General features: G+C 69.1%; 15 protein-coding genes. 10 read left to right on the top strand and 5 right to left on the bottom strand.

What is annotated here, in order from left to right:
* Positions 1-15 precede the first annotated feature (15 nt).
* Entirely contained in the window at positions 16-726 is a 711-nt protein-coding gene (locus HZ992_RS25320; protein ID WP_209384597.1) for a helix-turn-helix transcriptional regulator, read from the bottom strand.
* 9 nt (positions 727-735) lie between these two features.
* Positions 736-1,107 carry a VOC family protein gene (locus HZ992_RS25315; protein WP_209384596.1) on the bottom strand — a complete coding sequence of 124 codons (372 nt, stop codon included), beginning with the start codon at positions 1,105-1,107 and terminating at the stop codon, positions 736-738.
* A gap of 184 nt (positions 1,108-1,291) precedes the next feature.
* On the opposite strand from HZ992_RS25315, the gene HZ992_RS25310 reads away from it, so the two are divergent.
* Complete coding sequence (locus HZ992_RS25310) at positions 1,292-1,792, top strand: hypothetical protein (protein WP_209384595.1); 501 nt, start codon at positions 1,292-1,294, stop codon at positions 1,790-1,792.
* 27 nt (positions 1,793-1,819) lie between these two features.
* Here the strand turns inward: HZ992_RS25310 and glpK are convergent, their stop codons facing one another.
* On the bottom strand, positions 1,820-3,316 hold the full coding sequence (glpK, locus tag HZ992_RS25305) for a glycerol kinase GlpK (protein WP_209384594.1): 1,497 nt from the start codon (positions 3,314-3,316) through the stop codon (positions 1,820-1,822).
* Complete coding sequence (locus HZ992_RS25300; RefSeq protein WP_209384593.1) at positions 3,313-4,080, bottom strand: DeoR/GlpR family DNA-binding transcription regulator; 768 nt, start codon at positions 4,078-4,080, stop codon at positions 3,313-3,315. Before HZ992_RS25300 ends, glpK begins: the two co-directional genes overlap by 4 nt.
* A 174-nt stretch (positions 4,081-4,254) precedes the next feature.
* Here HZ992_RS25300 and glpD point away from each other — a divergent pair, with 174 nt between their 5' ends.
* The 7 genes from glpD (at position 4,255) to HZ992_RS25265 (ending at position 11,741) form a co-directional block, all read left to right on the top strand.
* Positions 4,255-5,841 carry a glycerol-3-phosphate dehydrogenase gene (gene glpD / locus HZ992_RS25295; protein WP_209384592.1) on the top strand — a complete coding sequence of 529 codons (1,587 nt, stop codon included), beginning with the start codon at positions 4,255-4,257 and terminating at the stop codon, positions 5,839-5,841.
* Positions 5,832-6,896 carry an ABC transporter ATP-binding protein gene (locus HZ992_RS25290; protein WP_209384591.1) on the top strand — a complete coding sequence of 355 codons (1,065 nt, stop codon included), beginning with the start codon at positions 5,832-5,834 and terminating at the stop codon, positions 6,894-6,896. Before glpD ends, HZ992_RS25290 begins: the two co-directional genes overlap by 10 nt.
* A gap of 1 nt (position 6,897) precedes the next feature.
* Positions 6,898-7,929 carry an ABC transporter ATP-binding protein gene (locus HZ992_RS25285; protein WP_209384590.1) on the top strand — a complete coding sequence of 344 codons (1,032 nt, stop codon included), beginning with the start codon at positions 6,898-6,900 and terminating at the stop codon, positions 7,927-7,929.
* Positions 7,926-8,810, top strand: coding sequence for a carbohydrate ABC transporter permease (locus HZ992_RS25280; protein ID WP_209384589.1), 885 nt, complete (start codon positions 7,926-7,928; stop codon positions 8,808-8,810). Before HZ992_RS25285 ends, HZ992_RS25280 begins: the two co-directional genes overlap by 4 nt.
* Positions 8,803-9,615 (top strand): carbohydrate ABC transporter permease, encoded by an 813-nt coding sequence (locus tag HZ992_RS25275; RefSeq protein WP_209384588.1) that lies wholly within the window; start codon positions 8,803-8,805, stop codon positions 9,613-9,615. The genes HZ992_RS25280 and HZ992_RS25275 overlap by 8 nt, the downstream gene beginning before the upstream one ends.
* Positions 9,615-9,923 carry a DUF2160 domain-containing protein gene (locus HZ992_RS25270; RefSeq protein ID WP_209384587.1) on the top strand — a complete coding sequence of 103 codons (309 nt, stop codon included), beginning with the start codon at positions 9,615-9,617 and terminating at the stop codon, positions 9,921-9,923. Before HZ992_RS25275 ends, HZ992_RS25270 begins: the two co-directional genes overlap by 1 nt.
* An 84-nt stretch (positions 9,924-10,007) precedes the next feature.
* Positions 10,008-11,741 carry an ABC transporter substrate-binding protein gene (locus HZ992_RS25265; protein ID WP_209384586.1) on the top strand — a complete coding sequence of 578 codons (1,734 nt, stop codon included), beginning with the start codon at positions 10,008-10,010 and terminating at the stop codon, positions 11,739-11,741.
* A gap of 67 nt (positions 11,742-11,808) precedes the next feature.
* Here HZ992_RS25265 and HZ992_RS25260 read toward each other — a convergent pair whose 3' ends face one another.
* The gene (locus HZ992_RS25260; RefSeq protein ID WP_209384585.1) at positions 11,809-13,080 is read right to left on the bottom strand and encodes an HD-GYP domain-containing protein; all 1,272 of its coding nucleotides are present in this window, start codon (positions 13,078-13,080) and stop codon (positions 11,809-11,811) included.
* 209 nt (positions 13,081-13,289) lie between these two features.
* Between HZ992_RS25260 and HZ992_RS26090 the strand changes: the two genes are divergently transcribed.
* Together HZ992_RS26090 and HZ992_RS25250 are read left to right on the top strand one after the other, a co-directional pair.
* The gene (locus tag HZ992_RS26090; RefSeq protein ID WP_305848837.1) at positions 13,290-13,958 is read left to right on the top strand and encodes a septal ring lytic transglycosylase RlpA family protein; all 669 of its coding nucleotides are present in this window, start codon (positions 13,290-13,292) and stop codon (positions 13,956-13,958) included.
* A gap of 15 nt (positions 13,959-13,973) precedes the next feature.
* Positions 13,974-14,750: an alpha/beta hydrolase gene (locus HZ992_RS25250; RefSeq protein WP_209384584.1), complete on the top strand. Its 777-nt coding sequence runs from the start codon at positions 13,974-13,976 to the stop codon at positions 14,748-14,750.
* Positions 14,751-14,759: the final 9 nt, after the last annotated feature.

The raw sequence follows: 14,759 nt of genomic DNA, 5'->3' as shown, positions 1-14,759 counted from the left end.
CGCAGCACTGCCGCCTCAGGCGTCGGTGCTGCGGTCGCGCTCCGTCATCTCGCCTTCGACCTGGCGGAACATGTCCGCGAGCGTCTTGCCGGGCTCGTCGCGGAAGGTTTCGTCCAGCCTGTCGAGACGCTCGATGCGGTCGACGCGGAAGTTGCGAAAATCCTCGCGCACCTCGCACCAGGCCGCCAGCGTCCACACCTCGCTCCAGTAGAAGCAGCCCAGCGGCCGCACGCGGCGCTCGCTGACGCGGCCCTTCAGGTCGAGGTAGCGCAGCCTCACCACGCGCCGCGCCTCGGCGGCTTCGCGCAGGGCTTGCAGCCGCTCGCGCGTGGCCATGTCGGGGCCGACCGGCGGCGCATAGATCGCCAGGCTCTCGGCTGCGGCACGCGCCGGTGCCGGCAGCACGGCGAGGATCTTCGACAGTGCACCTTCGGCCTGCGCCGCCAACGCGGTGTCCAGCCGCGGCTGGGCCAGGCGCACCGCGGCCACCAGGGCACGCGCTTCATCGGTGGTGAACATCAGTGGAGGCAGGTCGAAGCCGGCGCGCATGCGGTAACCCACGCCCGCCTCGCCCTCGATGGGCACGCCCTGCGCGAGCAGGTCGGCCACGTCGCGGTAGACGGTGCGCTCCGAGACCTCCAGCCGCTCGGCCAGGAAGCGCGCGGTGGACAGCCGCCGCCCGCGGATCAGCTGGACGATCTGGAACAGGCGTTCGGCTCGGCGCATGCGCAAATGCTACGCCGCGGCGTGCAGGCCGATGCGGTTGCCCTCGGTGTCGGTGACATGCGCGAACACGCCCATGTCGCCCGGCAGCTGCACCTTCGGCGTGGTGATGCGGCCGCCGGCCGCCTCCACGCGGGCCAGCACGGCGTCGAGCGAGGGTGCCGCGTTCAGGTAGACGAGCGTGCCGTTGACCGATGGCGCCGGAGTGCCCGGCCCGGCCATCAGGCAGCCGCCGACGCCGGTGTCCGCGCTGGGGAAGACGGCGAGTGCGCTGTCGCCGATGGCTTCGCGGCGCAGGGTGACAGCGAGCAGCGATTCGTAGAAGGACTGGGCGCGCGGCAGGTCGCTCACCGGGATTTCGAACCAGTCGAGGGCGTGGGTCATGGGGTGCTCCTTGGGCAGTGACAGGAGCGGCCATGTTGCGCAGAGGCTGCTGACAACGTGGTGTCAGCAGTGGCGAGCGAGCAGAGCGCGACTTTGTGCACTCACCGCGCGTAAGCGCGGATGTCCGGCACCGCAGCCGCGACTAGAGTGCCGGTCACAACCAACGAACCCTGGGGGGAGTTTCATGCTGAAAATCGGCATCGCCGCCGTCTGCGCGGTCATGACCACGGGCTGCGCATCCATCGTGAGCGGTCAGAATCAGTCGCTGTCTGTCGTGACGCAGAGGTCGGGAACCGATACGCCCGGCGCCAAGTGCTCGCTGACCAACGACAAGGGCGCCTGGTACGTCACGGCGCCCGGTTCGGTGACGGTGCGCCGCAGCTACAACGACCTGCTGGTCAACTGTGCCCTCGACGGCACCGACCCCGGCATCCTGACCGTCAAGTCGTCGACCAAGGGCATGGCGTTCGGCAACATCCTGTTCGGCGGCGTGATCGGTGCCGGAGTGGACATGTCCACCGGCGCCGCCTACGACTACCCGGACATCATCACCGTGCAGCTCGGCAAGGTGGCGACGCTGGCACCGCCCGCGCCCGCCGCGTCCGCCGCAGCACCCGCTCCGGCAGCGCCTGCCGCGCCGGCCGCAGGCACCACCGCGGCAGCCGAAGCCAGCCCGGTCAAGTGAACGCAAACGCGGTGGATCGGTCGCGGCTCACTCCGCGACCGACTGCCGCACCGCGCGTTCCCACTGCGCCATGCGCTCCTGCGCGCGCTCGCGCGGCAGCGTCGGGTGAAAGCGCCGCTCCACCTGCCACTGCGCGCTGAGCTCGTCGAGATTCCGGTACACACCGCTGGACAGGCCCGCGAGGTAGGCCGCGCCGAGCGCCGTGGTCTCGATCACCTGCGGCCGCACCACCGGGATGCCCAGCAGATCGGCCTGGAACTGCATCAGCAGGTCGTTCACGCAGGCACCGCCGTCCACGCGCAGCTCGGCCACCGGCGCGCCGCCGCTGGCCACCGCGTCGCGGCTCATCGCGGTGAGCAGCGCTGCGCTCTGGAAGGCGATGCTCTCCAGCGCCGCGCGCGCGATGTGAGCCACCGTGCTGCCGCGCGTGAGGCCGACGATGGCGCCGCGCGCTTCGGGCTTCCAGTACGGCGCGCCCAGGCCGGTGAAGGCGGGCACGAACATCACGCCGCCGGCGTCGGGCACGCTCTGCGCGAGCTGCTGCACCGCGCCGCTGCCCTCGATGGCGCGCAGGCCGTCGCGCAGCCACTGCACCACGGCACCGCCGATGAAGACGCTGCCTTCGAGCGCGAACTCCGGCGTGGTGCCGGGCTGCGCCGCGCTGGTAGTGATCAGCCCGTTGGCCGAGGTCTGGAACTGGCTGCCGGTGTGCATCAGCATGAAGCAGCCGGTGCCGTAGGTGTTCTTCGCCAGCCCCGCCTTGAAGCAGGCCTGGCCGAACAGCGCACTCTGCTGGTCGCCGGCCACCCCGCCGATGGGCAGCGAGGCGCCGAGCAGGTCGGCGCGCGTGTGGCCATACACGTGGCTGGACGGCCACACGGCGGGCAGCACCTCCACGGGCACGTCGAGCAGCTTCAGCAACTCATCGTCCCAGGTGTTGGCGTGCACGTTGAGCATCAGCGTGCGCGAGGCGTTGCTCACGTCGGTCGCATGCACCGCGCCGCCAGTGAGCTGCCACATCAGCCAGCTGTCCACCGTGCCGAAGGCGAGTTCGCCGGCCAGCGCCGCGGCGCGCGCACCGGCCACGTTGTCGAGGATCCACTTCAGCTTGGTGCCGGAGAAGTAGGCGTCGAGGATCAGCCCGGTCTTGCGGCGGAAGGTCTCTTCCAGCGCGCGCGCACGCAGCGCCGCACAGGTGGGCTCGGCCCGGCGGTCCTGCCAGACGATGGCGTTGTAGACGGGCTCGCCGGTGCGGCGGTTCCACACCAGCGTGGTCTCGCGCTGGTTGGTGATGCCGATCGAGGCGATGTCGGCCGCCGTCAGCTTTGCCTTGGCCAGCGCTTCCTGCGCGGTGGCGAGCTGGGTGGCCCAGATCTCCCGCGGATCGTGCTCCACCCAGCCGGGCTGCGGGTAGATCTGGCGGAACTCGCGCTGCGCCATCGCGACGATGCGGCCCTGCGCGTCGAACACGATGCTGCGCGAGCTGGAGGTGCCCTGGTCGAGGGCGAGCAGGAAGTTCTTCATGGCGCAGTCACGTGGCAGGTGACGCCGGCCTCGGCCAGCAGGGCCGGGAAGGGCCCGGGCGGCTCGGCGTCGGTGTAGAGCACGTCGATCTGGTCGAGCCGCGCGAGCTCCACCATCGCCGGGCGGTTGAACTTGCTGTGGTCCGCAGCCAACCACACCTCGCGCGAGTGCTCGATGATGGCGCGCGCCACCGTCACCTCGCGGTAGTCGAAGTCGCGCAGCGTGCCGTCGGCCTCGATCGCCGAGATGCCGATCAGCGCGATGTCGACCTTGAACTGCGCGATGAAGTCCACCGTTGCTTCGCCGACGATGCCGCGGTCGCGCGAGCGCACCACGCCGCCGGCGACGATGACCTCGCAGTCGGGGTTGTCGGACAGGATCGCCGCCACGTTCAGGTTGTTGGTGATCACGCGCAGGCCCTTGTGGCGCAGCAGCTCGCGCGCGATCGCCTCGGTGGTGGTGCCGATGTTGATGATCAGCGAGCAGTTCTCCGGCACGGCCTTCGCGACGGCGCGCGCGATGCGCTGCTTGGCCTGCTCGTTGAGCTGCTGGCGCTGGCGGTAGGCGATGTTCTCCGTGGTCGACGAGGGCACGCGCACTCCGCCGTGGAAGCGCGCGAGCAGGCCTTCGTCGGCGAGCAGCTTGACGTCGCGACGCACCGTCTGCAGCGTCACGCCGAACTTGTCGGCCAGCGCTTCCACCGACACGGAACCGCGCACGCGGACCTCGTCGAGCAGGTCGGACTGGCGGGGATTGGGCGTCATGGCCTGCCAGCGTAGCGAGCCATCCCGGGAAAACCACAGGGCTTACCCATCTTGCTTTGGGTTCGAGTCTGGGCTAAAAAGAAAAAAGAAGCGCGCAAACGAACTAAAACGAACATTGCTCAAGACAGCGAGCGAACCCGCCGGACGCGCACCGGCGCCACCCCCGGAGATTGCTTGAACCATCCCCGCCCCGAAGGCTGGCGCGACAGCGTCGGCGCCGATGCCGCGATCGACTGCGACGTGCTCGTCGTGGGCGGCGGCATCAACGGTGCCGGCATCGCGCGCGACCTCGCCGGCCGCGGCCTGAAGGTCGTGGTGGCGGAGAAGGACGACCTTGCCTCGCACACCTCGTCTTCGTCGACCAAGCTGATCCACGGCGGGCTGCGCTACCTCGAGTACTACGAGTTCTCGCTGGTGCGCAAGGCGCTCGCAGAGCGCGAGGTGCTGCTCAAGAGCGCGCCGCACATCATGTGGCCGCTGCGTTTCGTGATGCCGCACGACCCCGGCATGCGCCCGGTGTGGATGATCCGCGCCGGCCTGTTCCTCTATGACCACCTGGCGCGCCGCGAGGTGCTGCCCGGTTCGACCACGGTGGACCTGCGCACGCACGCCGCCGGCGCGCCGCTGAAGAAGCAGTTCAGCAAGGGCTTCGTCTATTCCGACGGCTGGGTCGACGACGCGCGCCTGGTGGTGCTCAACGCGCTGGACGCGAAGGCGCGTGGCGCCACCGTGCTGACGCGCACCGCCTGCGTCGACGCCAAGCGCGGCGCCACCCAATGGCAGGCCACGCTGCAGTCGGCGCAGGGTGGTCAGCGCACGGTGACCGCGCGCGCGCTCGTCAATGCCGCCGGCCCCTGGGCGGCGCAGTTCCTCGCCGAGCACGCGCATGCGCCGGAGCGCAAGTCGCTGCGCCTGGTGAAGGGCAGCCACATCGTCGTGCCGAAGATGTTCGACCACGACCACGCCTACATCTTCCAGAACCCCGACAAGCGCATCATCTTCGCCATCCCCTACGAGGGCGAGTTCACGCTGATCGGCACCACCGACGTGGAGCACCGCGGGGCCATCGGCGAAGCACGCATCGATGCCGACGAGACCGCCTACCTGTGCGAGCAGGCCAGCCGCTACTTCGCACGCAGCGTCACACCGGCCGACGTGGTGTGGAGCTACTCCGGCGTGCGCCCGCTGCTCGACGACGAATCGGGCGACCCGTCCGCAGTGACGCGCGACTACTCGCTCGAGCTCGACACCGCGCAGGCACCGCTGCTCAACGTGTGGGGCGGCAAGATCACCACCTTCCGCAAGCTGGCGGAGGAGGCTGCCGACCTGCTCGCCGCGCCGCTGCGCGCGGCGCGCGGTGCCTGGACCGAACACGCCTTCCTGCCCGGCGGCGACCTCAGCCCGACCATCGGCGCCGCACAGCGCCCCGACACCGACTTCAGCCGCTTCGTTCAGGCGCTGGCGCTGGCCCACCCGACCCTGCCCACGCCGATGGTGCGCCGCATCGCGCGCGCCTACGGCCAGCGTGCTGCAGCCTGGCTCTCCCAGCCCCTGGGCGCCGAGGTGGCGCCGGGCCTGTACGAGGCCGAGCTGGCCTTCCTGCACGACGAGGAATGGGCACGGTGTGCCGACGATGTGCTGTGGCGTCGCAGCAAGCTGGGCCTGCATTACGAAGATCACCACCGCGCCGCGGTGGACGACTGGTGCCGGCGGCACTGGGGCAACGTGGCCTCGGCCCCGACGGAGAAGGCATGGAACTGAAGCTCGAACGCATCGAGCAGAAGGTGGGCGCGATGACCCACCTCTACCCGCTCGACCTGCAGCTGGTGCCGCGCGCCGTGACGGTGCTGCTCGGCGCCACGCAGGCCGGCAAGACCACGCTGATGCGCGTGATGGCCGGCCTGGACAAACCCAGCGCCGGGCGGGTGCTGGCCGACGGCACCGACGTCACCGGCATGCCGGTGCGCGAGCGCAACGTGGCGATGGTCTACCAGCAGTTCATCAACTACCCGTCGATGACGGTAGCCGACAACATCGCCTCGCCGCTGAAGCTGCGCGGCGAGCAGGGCATCGCGCAGCGCGTCCAGGAACTGGCCGAGAAGCTGCACATCGAGCCCTTCCTGAAGCGCCTGCCGGCCGAGCTGTCCGGCGGCCAGCAGCAGCGCGTGGCACTGGCGCGTGCGCTGGCCAAGAAGGCGCCGCTGATGCTGCTCGACGAGCCGCTGGTCAACCTCGACTACAAACTCCGTGAGGAGCTGCGCGAGGAGCTCTCGCAGCTCTTCGCCACCGGCGAATCCACCGTCGTCTACGCCACCACCGAGCCCACCGAAGCGCTGCTGCTGGGCGGCTACACCGCGGTGCTCGACGGCGGCGAGCTGCTGCAGTACGGGCCCACGGCCGAGGTGTTCCGCCGCCCGAAGTCGATGCGCGTGGCGCGCGCCTTCAGCGACCCGCCGATGAACCTGCTCGCCGGCACCGCCGCGACGCTGGGCGTCACGCTGCCGGCCGGGGTGAACCTCTCGGTGCCGCTGCCGGCGGCCTCCAGCTCGGCATTGACCATCGGCATCCGCGCCAGCGCGCTGCGCGTGCACGGCCGCGACGGCGACCTGGCGCTGCCCGGCACCGTGGAGCTGGCCGAGATCTCCGGCTCCGACACCTTCGTGCACGTCGACACGCCGGTGGGCGAGCTGGTGGCGCAGCTCACCGGCGTGCACCAGTTCGAACTCGGCTCCTCGGTGACGCTGTACCTGAACCCGGCGCAGGTCTACGTGTTCGATTCGGCCGGCGAGCTGCTCGTCGCACCGGGAGGCCACTGACATGGCCCGCATCGATCTCGACCTGGCGCACGCCTACCGCCCGAACCCGCAGAAGGATGAGGACTATGCGCTGCTGCCGCTGAAGATGAGCTTCGAGGACGGCGGCGCCTATGCGCTGCTCGGCCCCTCGGGCTGCGGCAAGACGACCATGCTCAACATCATCTCGGGCCTGGTCGTGCCCTCGCAGGGCACGGTGAAGTTCGACGGCCGCGACGTCACCCGGCTGTCACCACAGCAGCGCAACATCGCGCAGGTGTTCCAGTTCCCGGTGATCTACGACACGATGACCGTGGCCGAGAACCTCGCCTTCCCGCTGAAGAACCGCGGCGTCGCGCCCGATCGCATCAAGCAGCGCGTGGGCCGCATCGCCGAGATGCTCGAGATGAGCGGCCAGCTCGACATGCGCGCCGCCGGCCTGGCCGCCGACGCCAAGCAGAAGATCTCGCTGGGCCGCGGCCTGGTGCGAGAGGACGTGAGCGCCGTGCTCTTCGACGAGCCGCTGACGGTGATCGACCCGCACCTGAAGTGGCAGCTGCGCCGCAAGCTCAAGCAGATCCACCACGAGCTCAAGCTGACGCTGGTGTACGTCACGCACGACCAGGTGGAGGCACTGACCTTCGCCGAGCAGGTGGTGGTGATGACCCGCGGCCGCGCCGTGCAGGTGGGCAGCGCCTCCGACCTGTTCGAGCGCCCGCAGCACACCTTCGTCGGCCACTTCATCGGCTCGCCGGGCATGAATTTCCTGCCCGCGACGCTGGCGCCCGGGGCGCCGGCTGGCGCCACCACGCTGGGCGTGCGGCCGGAGTACGTGACGCTGGCCGCACCGAACGCGGCCGGCGCCGTGCCCGGCACGGTGAAGGCCGCGCAGGACGTCGGCACCTACTGGCTGGTGACGGCCCAGGTCGGCGACGGGCAACTCGTGCGCGCACGCCTGAGTACCGAGCAGGCGATCCCCCAGGTCGGCGAGGCCGTGTGGCTGGCCATCGTCGGCCCGCACACCTGCTACTACCAGAACGAGGAGCTCGTGGCATGAAGCCCGTCAACCAGAAGGCGTGGCTGCTCATCCTGCCCGTCGTGCTCTGCGTGGCCTTCTCGGCCATCCTGCCGCTGATGACGGTGGTGAACTACTCGGTGCAGGACATCATCTCGCCGGAGCGGCGCGTGTTCGTCGGCACCGAATGGTTCAAGGCGGTGATGCGCGACGACGACCTGCAGGGCGCGCTGATCCGCCAGATCGGCTTCTCGCTGGCCGTGCTGGCGGTGGAGATCCCGCTGGGCATCGCATTGGCGCTGTCGATGCCCGCCAAGGGCTGGCAGGCCTCGGCGGTGCTGGTGGTGGTGGCGATCTCGCTGCTGATCCCCTGGAACGTGGTGGGCACCATCTGGCAGATCTACGGCCGCACCGACATCGGCCTGATGGGCGCCACGCTGGCCAAGCTCGGCTTCGACTACAGCTACACCGGCAACGCCACCGACGCCTGGCTGACCGTGCTGGTGATGGACGTGTGGCACTGGACGCCGCTGGTGGCGCTGCTGTGCTACGCCGGGCTGCGCGCCATCCCCGACGCCTACTACCAGGCCGCGCGCATCGACGGCGCGAGCAAGCTCGCGGTGTTCCGCTACATCCAGCTGCCCAAGCTGCGCGGCGTGCTGATGATCGCCGTGCTGCTGCGCTTCATGGACAGCTTCATGATCTACACCGAGCCCTTTGTGCTGACCGGCGGCGGGCCGGGCAATGCAACGACATTCCTGAGCCAGTACCTGACGCAGAAGGCCGTGGGCCAGTTCGACCTCGGCCCGGCGGCGGCCTTCTCGCTGATCTACTTCCTCATCATCCTGCTGCTGTGCTTCATCCTCTACAACTGGATGCAGCGCGTGGGCACGGCCGACAAGACGGAGGCCGGTCATGGATGACAAGCGCTTCAAGAAGAGGGTGCTGTTCCTGATCCTCTACCTCGTGTTCGCCATCCTGCCGGTGTACTGGATGGTCAACATGTCGTTCAAGACGAACGAGGAGATCCTGTCCACCTTCAGCCTGTGGCCGCAGAACTTCACCATCGAGCACTACAAGACCATCTTCACCGATGTGTCCTGGTACTCGGGCTACATCAACTCGATGATCTACGTGGCCATCAACACGGTGGTCTCGCTGCTGGTGGCGCTGCCGGCGGCCTATGCGTTCAGCCGCTACTCGTTCCTGGGCGACAAGCACGTGTTCTTCTGGCTGCTGACCAACCGCATGACGCCGCCGGCGGTGTTCCTGCTGCCCTTCTTCCAGCTCTACACGACACTGGGCCTGATGGACACGCACATCGCGGTGGCCATGGCCCACCTGCTGTTCAACGTGCCGCTGGCGGTGTGGATCCTCGAAGGCTTCATGAGCGGCGTGCCGCGCGAGATCGACGAGACGGCCTACATCGACGGCTACTCGTTCCCGCGCTTCTTCCTGACGATCTACATCCCGTTGATCAAGGCCGGCGTGGGCGTGGCCGCCTTCTTCTGCTTCATGTTCTCGTGGGTGGAGTTGCTGATGGCGCGCACGCTGACCAGCGTGAACGCCAAGCCGATCGTCGCGACGATGACGCGCACGGTGAGTGCGTCGGGCATGGACTGGGGCGTGCTGGCGGCGGCAGGCGTGCTGACCATCGTGCCGGGGGCGATCGTGATCTGGTTCGTTCGCAACTACATCGCCAAGGGCTTCGCCATGGGGAGAGTGTGATGTTCGAGTGGATGGCCTGGACCCTCCCCGTCGCCGTGTTCTTCACCAGCATCGTGCTGATGCTGATCGCCATGACGGTGTGGGAACTGAAGTCCCCCACCGTGGAGCGCAAGGGCTTCCTGCCGATCGCGACTACGCGAGGCGACCGCCTGTTCATCGGCCTGCTCGGCGCGGCCTACGTGAACCTGGCCTTCGTGGCAGTGAGCGAAAAGATGATCGACTGGTTCAGCCTCGAGCAGGAACCGTCGATCTGGTTCAGCTTCGTCGCCTCGATGGCGCTGCTCGCGCTGGTGATGAGGAAGGGTTGACGAGAGAGTGAGAAACGGTGCCGGCCGCAGCTTCCCAGCCGGCGCCCCAGATCAAGACCGGGAAGCACAACTGAGGAGACCGAGATGAAATTGCGCTTGAATGCCGTGGCCTTTGCGGCCGCCGCTCTGGCCCTGGGCCAGAGCGCATGGGCTGGCGAGGCCGAGGCCAAGAAGTGGATCGACGCCGAGTTCCAGCCCTCCACGCTGAGCAAGGATCAGCAGATGGCCGAGATGAAGTGGTTCATCGACGCCGCCAAGAAGCTGCAGGCCAAGGGCGTGAAGGAGATCTCGGTGGTGTCCGAGACGATCACCACGCACGAGTACGAATCGAAGACGCTGGCCAAGGCCTTCACCGAGATCACCGGCATCACCGTCAAGCACGACCTGATCCAGGAAGGCGACGTGGTCGAGAAGCTGCAGACCTCGATGCAATCCGGCAAGTCGATCTACGACGGCTGGATTTCCGACTCCGACCTGATCGGTACGCACTACCGCTACGGCAAGATCATGAACCTGACCGACTACATGGCCGGCAAGGGCAAGGAGTGGACGAACCCGGGCATCGACATCAAGGACTTCATCGGCACCAGCTTCACCACCGGCCCCGACAAGAAGCTCTACCAGCTGCCCGACCAGCAGTTCGCCAACCTGTACTGGTTCCGCGCCGACCTGTTCGCGCGCCAGGACCTGAAGGACAAGTTCAAGGCCAAGTACGGCTATGACCTGGGCGTGCCGCTGAACTGGAGCGCCTACGAGGACATCGCCGCGTTCTTCAGCGAAGACGTGAAGACGATCGACGGCAAGCCCATCTACGGCCACATGGACTACGGCAAGAAGGACCCGTCGCTGGGCTGGCGCTTCACCGACGCGTGGCTGTCGATGGCCGGCACCGCCGACATCGGCATCCCGAACGGCAAGCCGGTCGACGAGTGGGGCATCCGCGCCTCGGCCGACGGCTGCACGCCGCTGGGTGCCTCGGTCTCGCGCGGTGGCGCCACCAACTCGCCGGCCGCCGTCTACGCGCTGACGAAGTACGTCGACTGGATGAAGAAGTACGCCCCGAAGGAAGCCACCGGCATGACCTTCGGCGAAGCCGGCCCGGTGCCTGCGCAAGGCCAGATCGCGCAGCAGATCTTCTGGTACACCGCCTTCACCGCCGACATGACCAAGCCGGGCCTGCCGGTGGTGAATGCCGATGGCACGCCGAAGTGGCGCATGGCCCCCGGCCCGAACGGCCCGTACTGGAAGCAGGGCATGCAGAACGGCTACCAGGACGTGGGCTCGTGGACCTTCTTCGAGAAGCACGACGAGAACAAGACTGCGGCCGCCTGGCTGTATGCGCAGTTCGTGACGGCCAAGACCACGTCTCTGAAGAAGACGATCGTGGGCCTGACGCCGATCCGCGAGAGCGACATCCAGAGCAAGGCGATGACCGACCTGGCCCCGAAGCTCGGCGGCCTGGTCGAGTTCTATCGCAGCCCGGCGCGCGTGGCCTGGACGCCCACCGGCACCAACGTGCCCGACTACCCGAAGCTGGCGCAGCTGTGGTGGAAGAACGTGGCCGTGGCCGTGACCGGCGAGAAGACGCCGCAGCAGGCGATGGACAACCTTGCCGAGGAGATGGACCAGGTGATGGCCCGCCTCGAGCGCGCCGGCATGGCCCGTTGCGCCCCGAAGCTCAACAAGAAGGAAGACCCGAAGAAGTACCTGAGCGACAAGGGCGCCCCGTGGGCCAAGCTGGCCAACGAGAAGCCCAAGGGCGAGACGATCGCCTACGACACGCTGCTCAATGCCTGGAAGGCCGGCAAAGTCCGCTGACCTGATCGACGCTTGAACTTGAAGCCCCCGCCGGCGCGAGCCGCGGGGGCTTTTTCATGGCCGCCGCTCAGCCCACGCGGCCCATCGGCAGCGATTCGCACAGCGACGTCAGCGTCGCGGCCTCGTCGGCCGGCAGTTCGCCGGCGCGCAGCATCACGGCGCGCTGCACGCCGCGCAGGCGGTGGTAGAGCTCGTCCTCGATGGCCTCGACCTCGGCCGCATCGGTGCCGGTGGCGGCCTGCGGGCTCCACAGGCCGCTCTCGTTCCAGCCGGCGCGCAGCCGGCCGACCAGGAACTGCGCGAGCTCGAGCGCGGATTGCATGTTCACCGACCGCTCGCCGACGGCCAGCAGCCCGGCGTTGTCCTCGGCGGCCTGCAGCACCTCTTCGAGGGCGGCGCGGCGAGCGCGGATCTCCGCCGGCTGCATGGCCGGCTGCAGCGGCGGCTGTTCGCTCGCCGCACGCGACAGCTGGCCGACCCAGGCCAGGTCGAACTCGCCAGGCACGGCGCGCAGCGCGATGCTGGCGTGCAACAGCTGCTCGTGCGGCCCGCGCAGCGCGGCAAGCGCCGCGTCGGTGACGGCCATCAGGCGGCCCAGCGGCGACAGGCCCTCGCCGCGCTTCGCATGCGGGTAGCCGGTGCCGTCGAGCCGCTCGTGGTGCTCGGCCACCGCACGCGCGACGGAGCCCGGGTAGTTGGTGAGCTGCGCGATCAGCAGCAGGCCGACGTGCGGGTGCACGACGAGCTGCCGGTAGCTCAGCGTGTCGAGTTCGCGCTCGGTCTCGGCCTCACCGTGCAGCGGGTCGATGTACATCTCGCCGAGGTCGTGCAACAGGCCGGCGAGCATGGCCAGCCGGATCTCCGGCGTCTGGCCGCCGTGGCCGACCATCAGCGCGCCGGCCAGACCCATCGCCGCGACCGCATGCTCGAAGGCGTGCGGGCGCGCGGCCTGCGCCGCGCTGAGCAGCAGTTGCGCCACCGGGTGCAGCGGCAGGTGCTGGGCCTCGCGCAGCAGCCGGGCTGCGTGCGGGCGCAGCACGGGGGCCAGGCGCGTTTCGCCGTCGACCAACCACTCGAGCCACTCGACCAGCGTGGCCGGCGTCACGCCGTCCTCGGCGATCAGGCAGCTCTCCAGCGGTTCGCGCAGCTTGCGGTCGAGCAGCTTGCGCTGCAGTTCGGCCGACACCGGCTGGTGGCGCGCCCACAGCTTGGTGCCGGCGAGATCGAAGATGTCGGTCGCGGCGATGATGCGCTGGGTCTCGCTGGCCTGCAGGATGGTGGCCAGCGCATGCGGGTTGGCGGACTGGAAGGCCGAGGTGGCGGCGGTCGAAGTCGTCATGGTGTTTCCCTCGTCGTGTCGACCCGTTATCGGCCGCCGGACGCCAAAGCTGAGGGCGGCACCGCCGTTGCGCCCACGCCGCAGACCGCGGTTGCGGTTACTTGCACTTGGCGCCGCGCGTCGCGCCAATCCGGCCGCTTGTCACGGATCAACGCGCACAACTGTTTCTGTTACTGAAGTCGCCCCCTGTCCCGCCGTTCACTGCGGACATGGAGACGCTTCACCTGCGCCGCGCCTCGCGCCTGGCTGCCGTGCTGCTCGCGCCGCTGCTGCTCGCCGGCTGCGGCTCGCTGCGCATGCCGTCGCTGCCGTCGCTGCCGTCGATCGGCTTGCCGTGGCCCGGTTCTTCGGAGCCCGCACCTTCTCCGGTGCCGCCCGTCGTCGCCAAGCCCGCACCACCGGTGGCTGCTCCTGCTCCACGGCGCGACCCGCCTGACGCGGTGCCACGGGTGACCGCGATCCCGCAGGGCGCGCCGAACGTGCCCTACGAGATCAAGGGCGAAACCTACGAACCCGAAGCGGCGGACGTGCCGCTCACCGAGACCGGCATCGCGTCCTGGTACGGCAAGCCCTTCCATGGCCGTCGCACAGCCACCGGCGAGGTCTATGACATGCACGCGATGACGGCGGCGCACAAGACCATGCCGCTGCCCAGTTATGCGCTGGTGCGCAACCCGCGCAACAAGCGCGAGGTGGTGGTGCGCGTGAACGACCGCGGCCCCTTCAAGCCCGGCCGCGTCATCGACCTCAGCCATGCCGCGGCGCGCAAGCTCGGCATCAGCGGCATCGCGCCGGTGGAGGTTCGGCGGCTCACGCATGCCGAGATCCGCAGCGGCACGTGGAAAATACCGGTGCAGCGCGTCGCCGACGCGCGTTAGCCCCCTGAGGACCTCATGACGCTCCCGCGCTGGCTGGCCGCGCCGCTGCTGGCCGCTCTGTGCATGGCCAGCCACGCGCAGGGCACGCTGCTCAAGCTGCCGACGCGCGCCGGCATCACCACCAACGTCTGGTGGGAGCCGGTGGACGGCGCACGCGCCACCGTGCTGCTGTTTCCCGGCGGCGGGGGCGGCTTCGGCAAGGTCGACAGCGGCCAGCCTTCGAGCCAGAACTTCCTCGTGCGCTCGCTTCAGCATTTCCGCGCCGCCGGCCTGAACGTGGCGATCTTCGGCAAGCCCACCGACATGCCCGAACTCGACGTGGCCGAGCGCACCGGCGCCGCGCATCTGGCCGACGTGAGCGCCGTGATCGACGAACTGCGCCGGCGCAGCCCGCTGCCGCTGTGGCTCGTGGGCACGAGCCGCGGCACCGTGTCGGCCACCGCGGCGGCGATCGGCCTGCCGCCGGGCCGCATCACAGGCGTGGTGCTGAGCTCGAGCCTGGTCAACCTGGACCGCCCGGGTGCGCTGATGCAGCAGGACCTGGCTGCCGTCGTGCTGCCGGTGCTGGTGGTGCACCACGCGAAGGACGCCTGCGTGCTGTGCCGCCCGGCCGACATGCCCTACCTGCTGCGCAGCCTTAAGAACGCGCCGGTGAAGAAGCTGCTCATGCTCGACGGCGGCACCGAACCGCGTGGCCCGGTGTGCGACGCGCTGCACTGGCACGGCTTCATCGGCATGGAGAAGGACGCTGTCGACGCAATCGCCGCGTGGATCGCGGCGCCGTCGAACTGAGCCATCGGC

Origin of the sequence: Rhizobacter sp. AJA081-3 (assembly GCF_017795745.1) — a bacterium.
In the GTDB taxonomy this organism is placed as follows: Bacteria; Pseudomonadota; Gammaproteobacteria; order Burkholderiales; family Burkholderiaceae_C; genus Piscinibacter.
This window is presented reverse-complemented; position numbering and strand designations above follow the sequence as displayed.

Bases quoted from the DNA above. Each gene is read 5' to 3' on its own strand.
- HZ992_RS25320 (WP_209384597.1), bottom strand. From the start codon at position 726: ATGCGCCGAGCCGAACGCCTGTTCCAGATCGTCCAGCTGATCCGCGGG.
- HZ992_RS25315 (WP_209384596.1), bottom strand. From the start codon at position 1,107: ATGACCCACGCCCTCGACTGGTTCGAAATCCCGGTGAGCGACCTGCCG.
- HZ992_RS25310 (WP_209384595.1), top strand. From the start codon at position 1,292: ATGCTGAAAATCGGCATCGCCGCCGTCTGCGCGGTCATGACCACGGGC.
- glpK (WP_209384594.1), bottom strand. From the start codon at position 3,316: ATGAAGAACTTCCTGCTCGCCCTCGACCAGGGCACCTCCAGCTCGCGC.
- HZ992_RS25300 (WP_209384593.1), bottom strand. From the start codon at position 4,080: ATGACGCCCAATCCCCGCCAGTCCGACCTGCTCGACGAGGTCCGCGTG.
- HZ992_RS25290 (WP_209384591.1), top strand. From the start codon at position 5,832: ATGGAACTGAAGCTCGAACGCATCGAGCAGAAGGTGGGCGCGATGACC.
- HZ992_RS25285 (WP_209384590.1), top strand. From the start codon at position 6,898: ATGGCCCGCATCGATCTCGACCTGGCGCACGCCTACCGCCCGAACCCG.
- HZ992_RS25280 (WP_209384589.1), top strand. From the start codon at position 7,926: ATGAAGCCCGTCAACCAGAAGGCGTGGCTGCTCATCCTGCCCGTCGTG.
- HZ992_RS25275 (WP_209384588.1), top strand. From the start codon at position 8,803: ATGGATGACAAGCGCTTCAAGAAGAGGGTGCTGTTCCTGATCCTCTAC.
- HZ992_RS25270 (WP_209384587.1), top strand. From the start codon at position 9,615: ATGTTCGAGTGGATGGCCTGGACCCTCCCCGTCGCCGTGTTCTTCACC.
- HZ992_RS25265 (WP_209384586.1), top strand. From the start codon at position 10,008: ATGAAATTGCGCTTGAATGCCGTGGCCTTTGCGGCCGCCGCTCTGGCC.
- HZ992_RS25260 (WP_209384585.1), bottom strand. From the start codon at position 13,080: ATGACGACTTCGACCGCCGCCACCTCGGCCTTCCAGTCCGCCAACCCG.
- HZ992_RS26090 (WP_305848837.1), top strand. From the start codon at position 13,290: ATGGAGACGCTTCACCTGCGCCGCGCCTCGCGCCTGGCTGCCGTGCTG.
- HZ992_RS25250 (WP_209384584.1), top strand. From the start codon at position 13,974: ATGACGCTCCCGCGCTGGCTGGCCGCGCCGCTGCTGGCCGCTCTGTGC.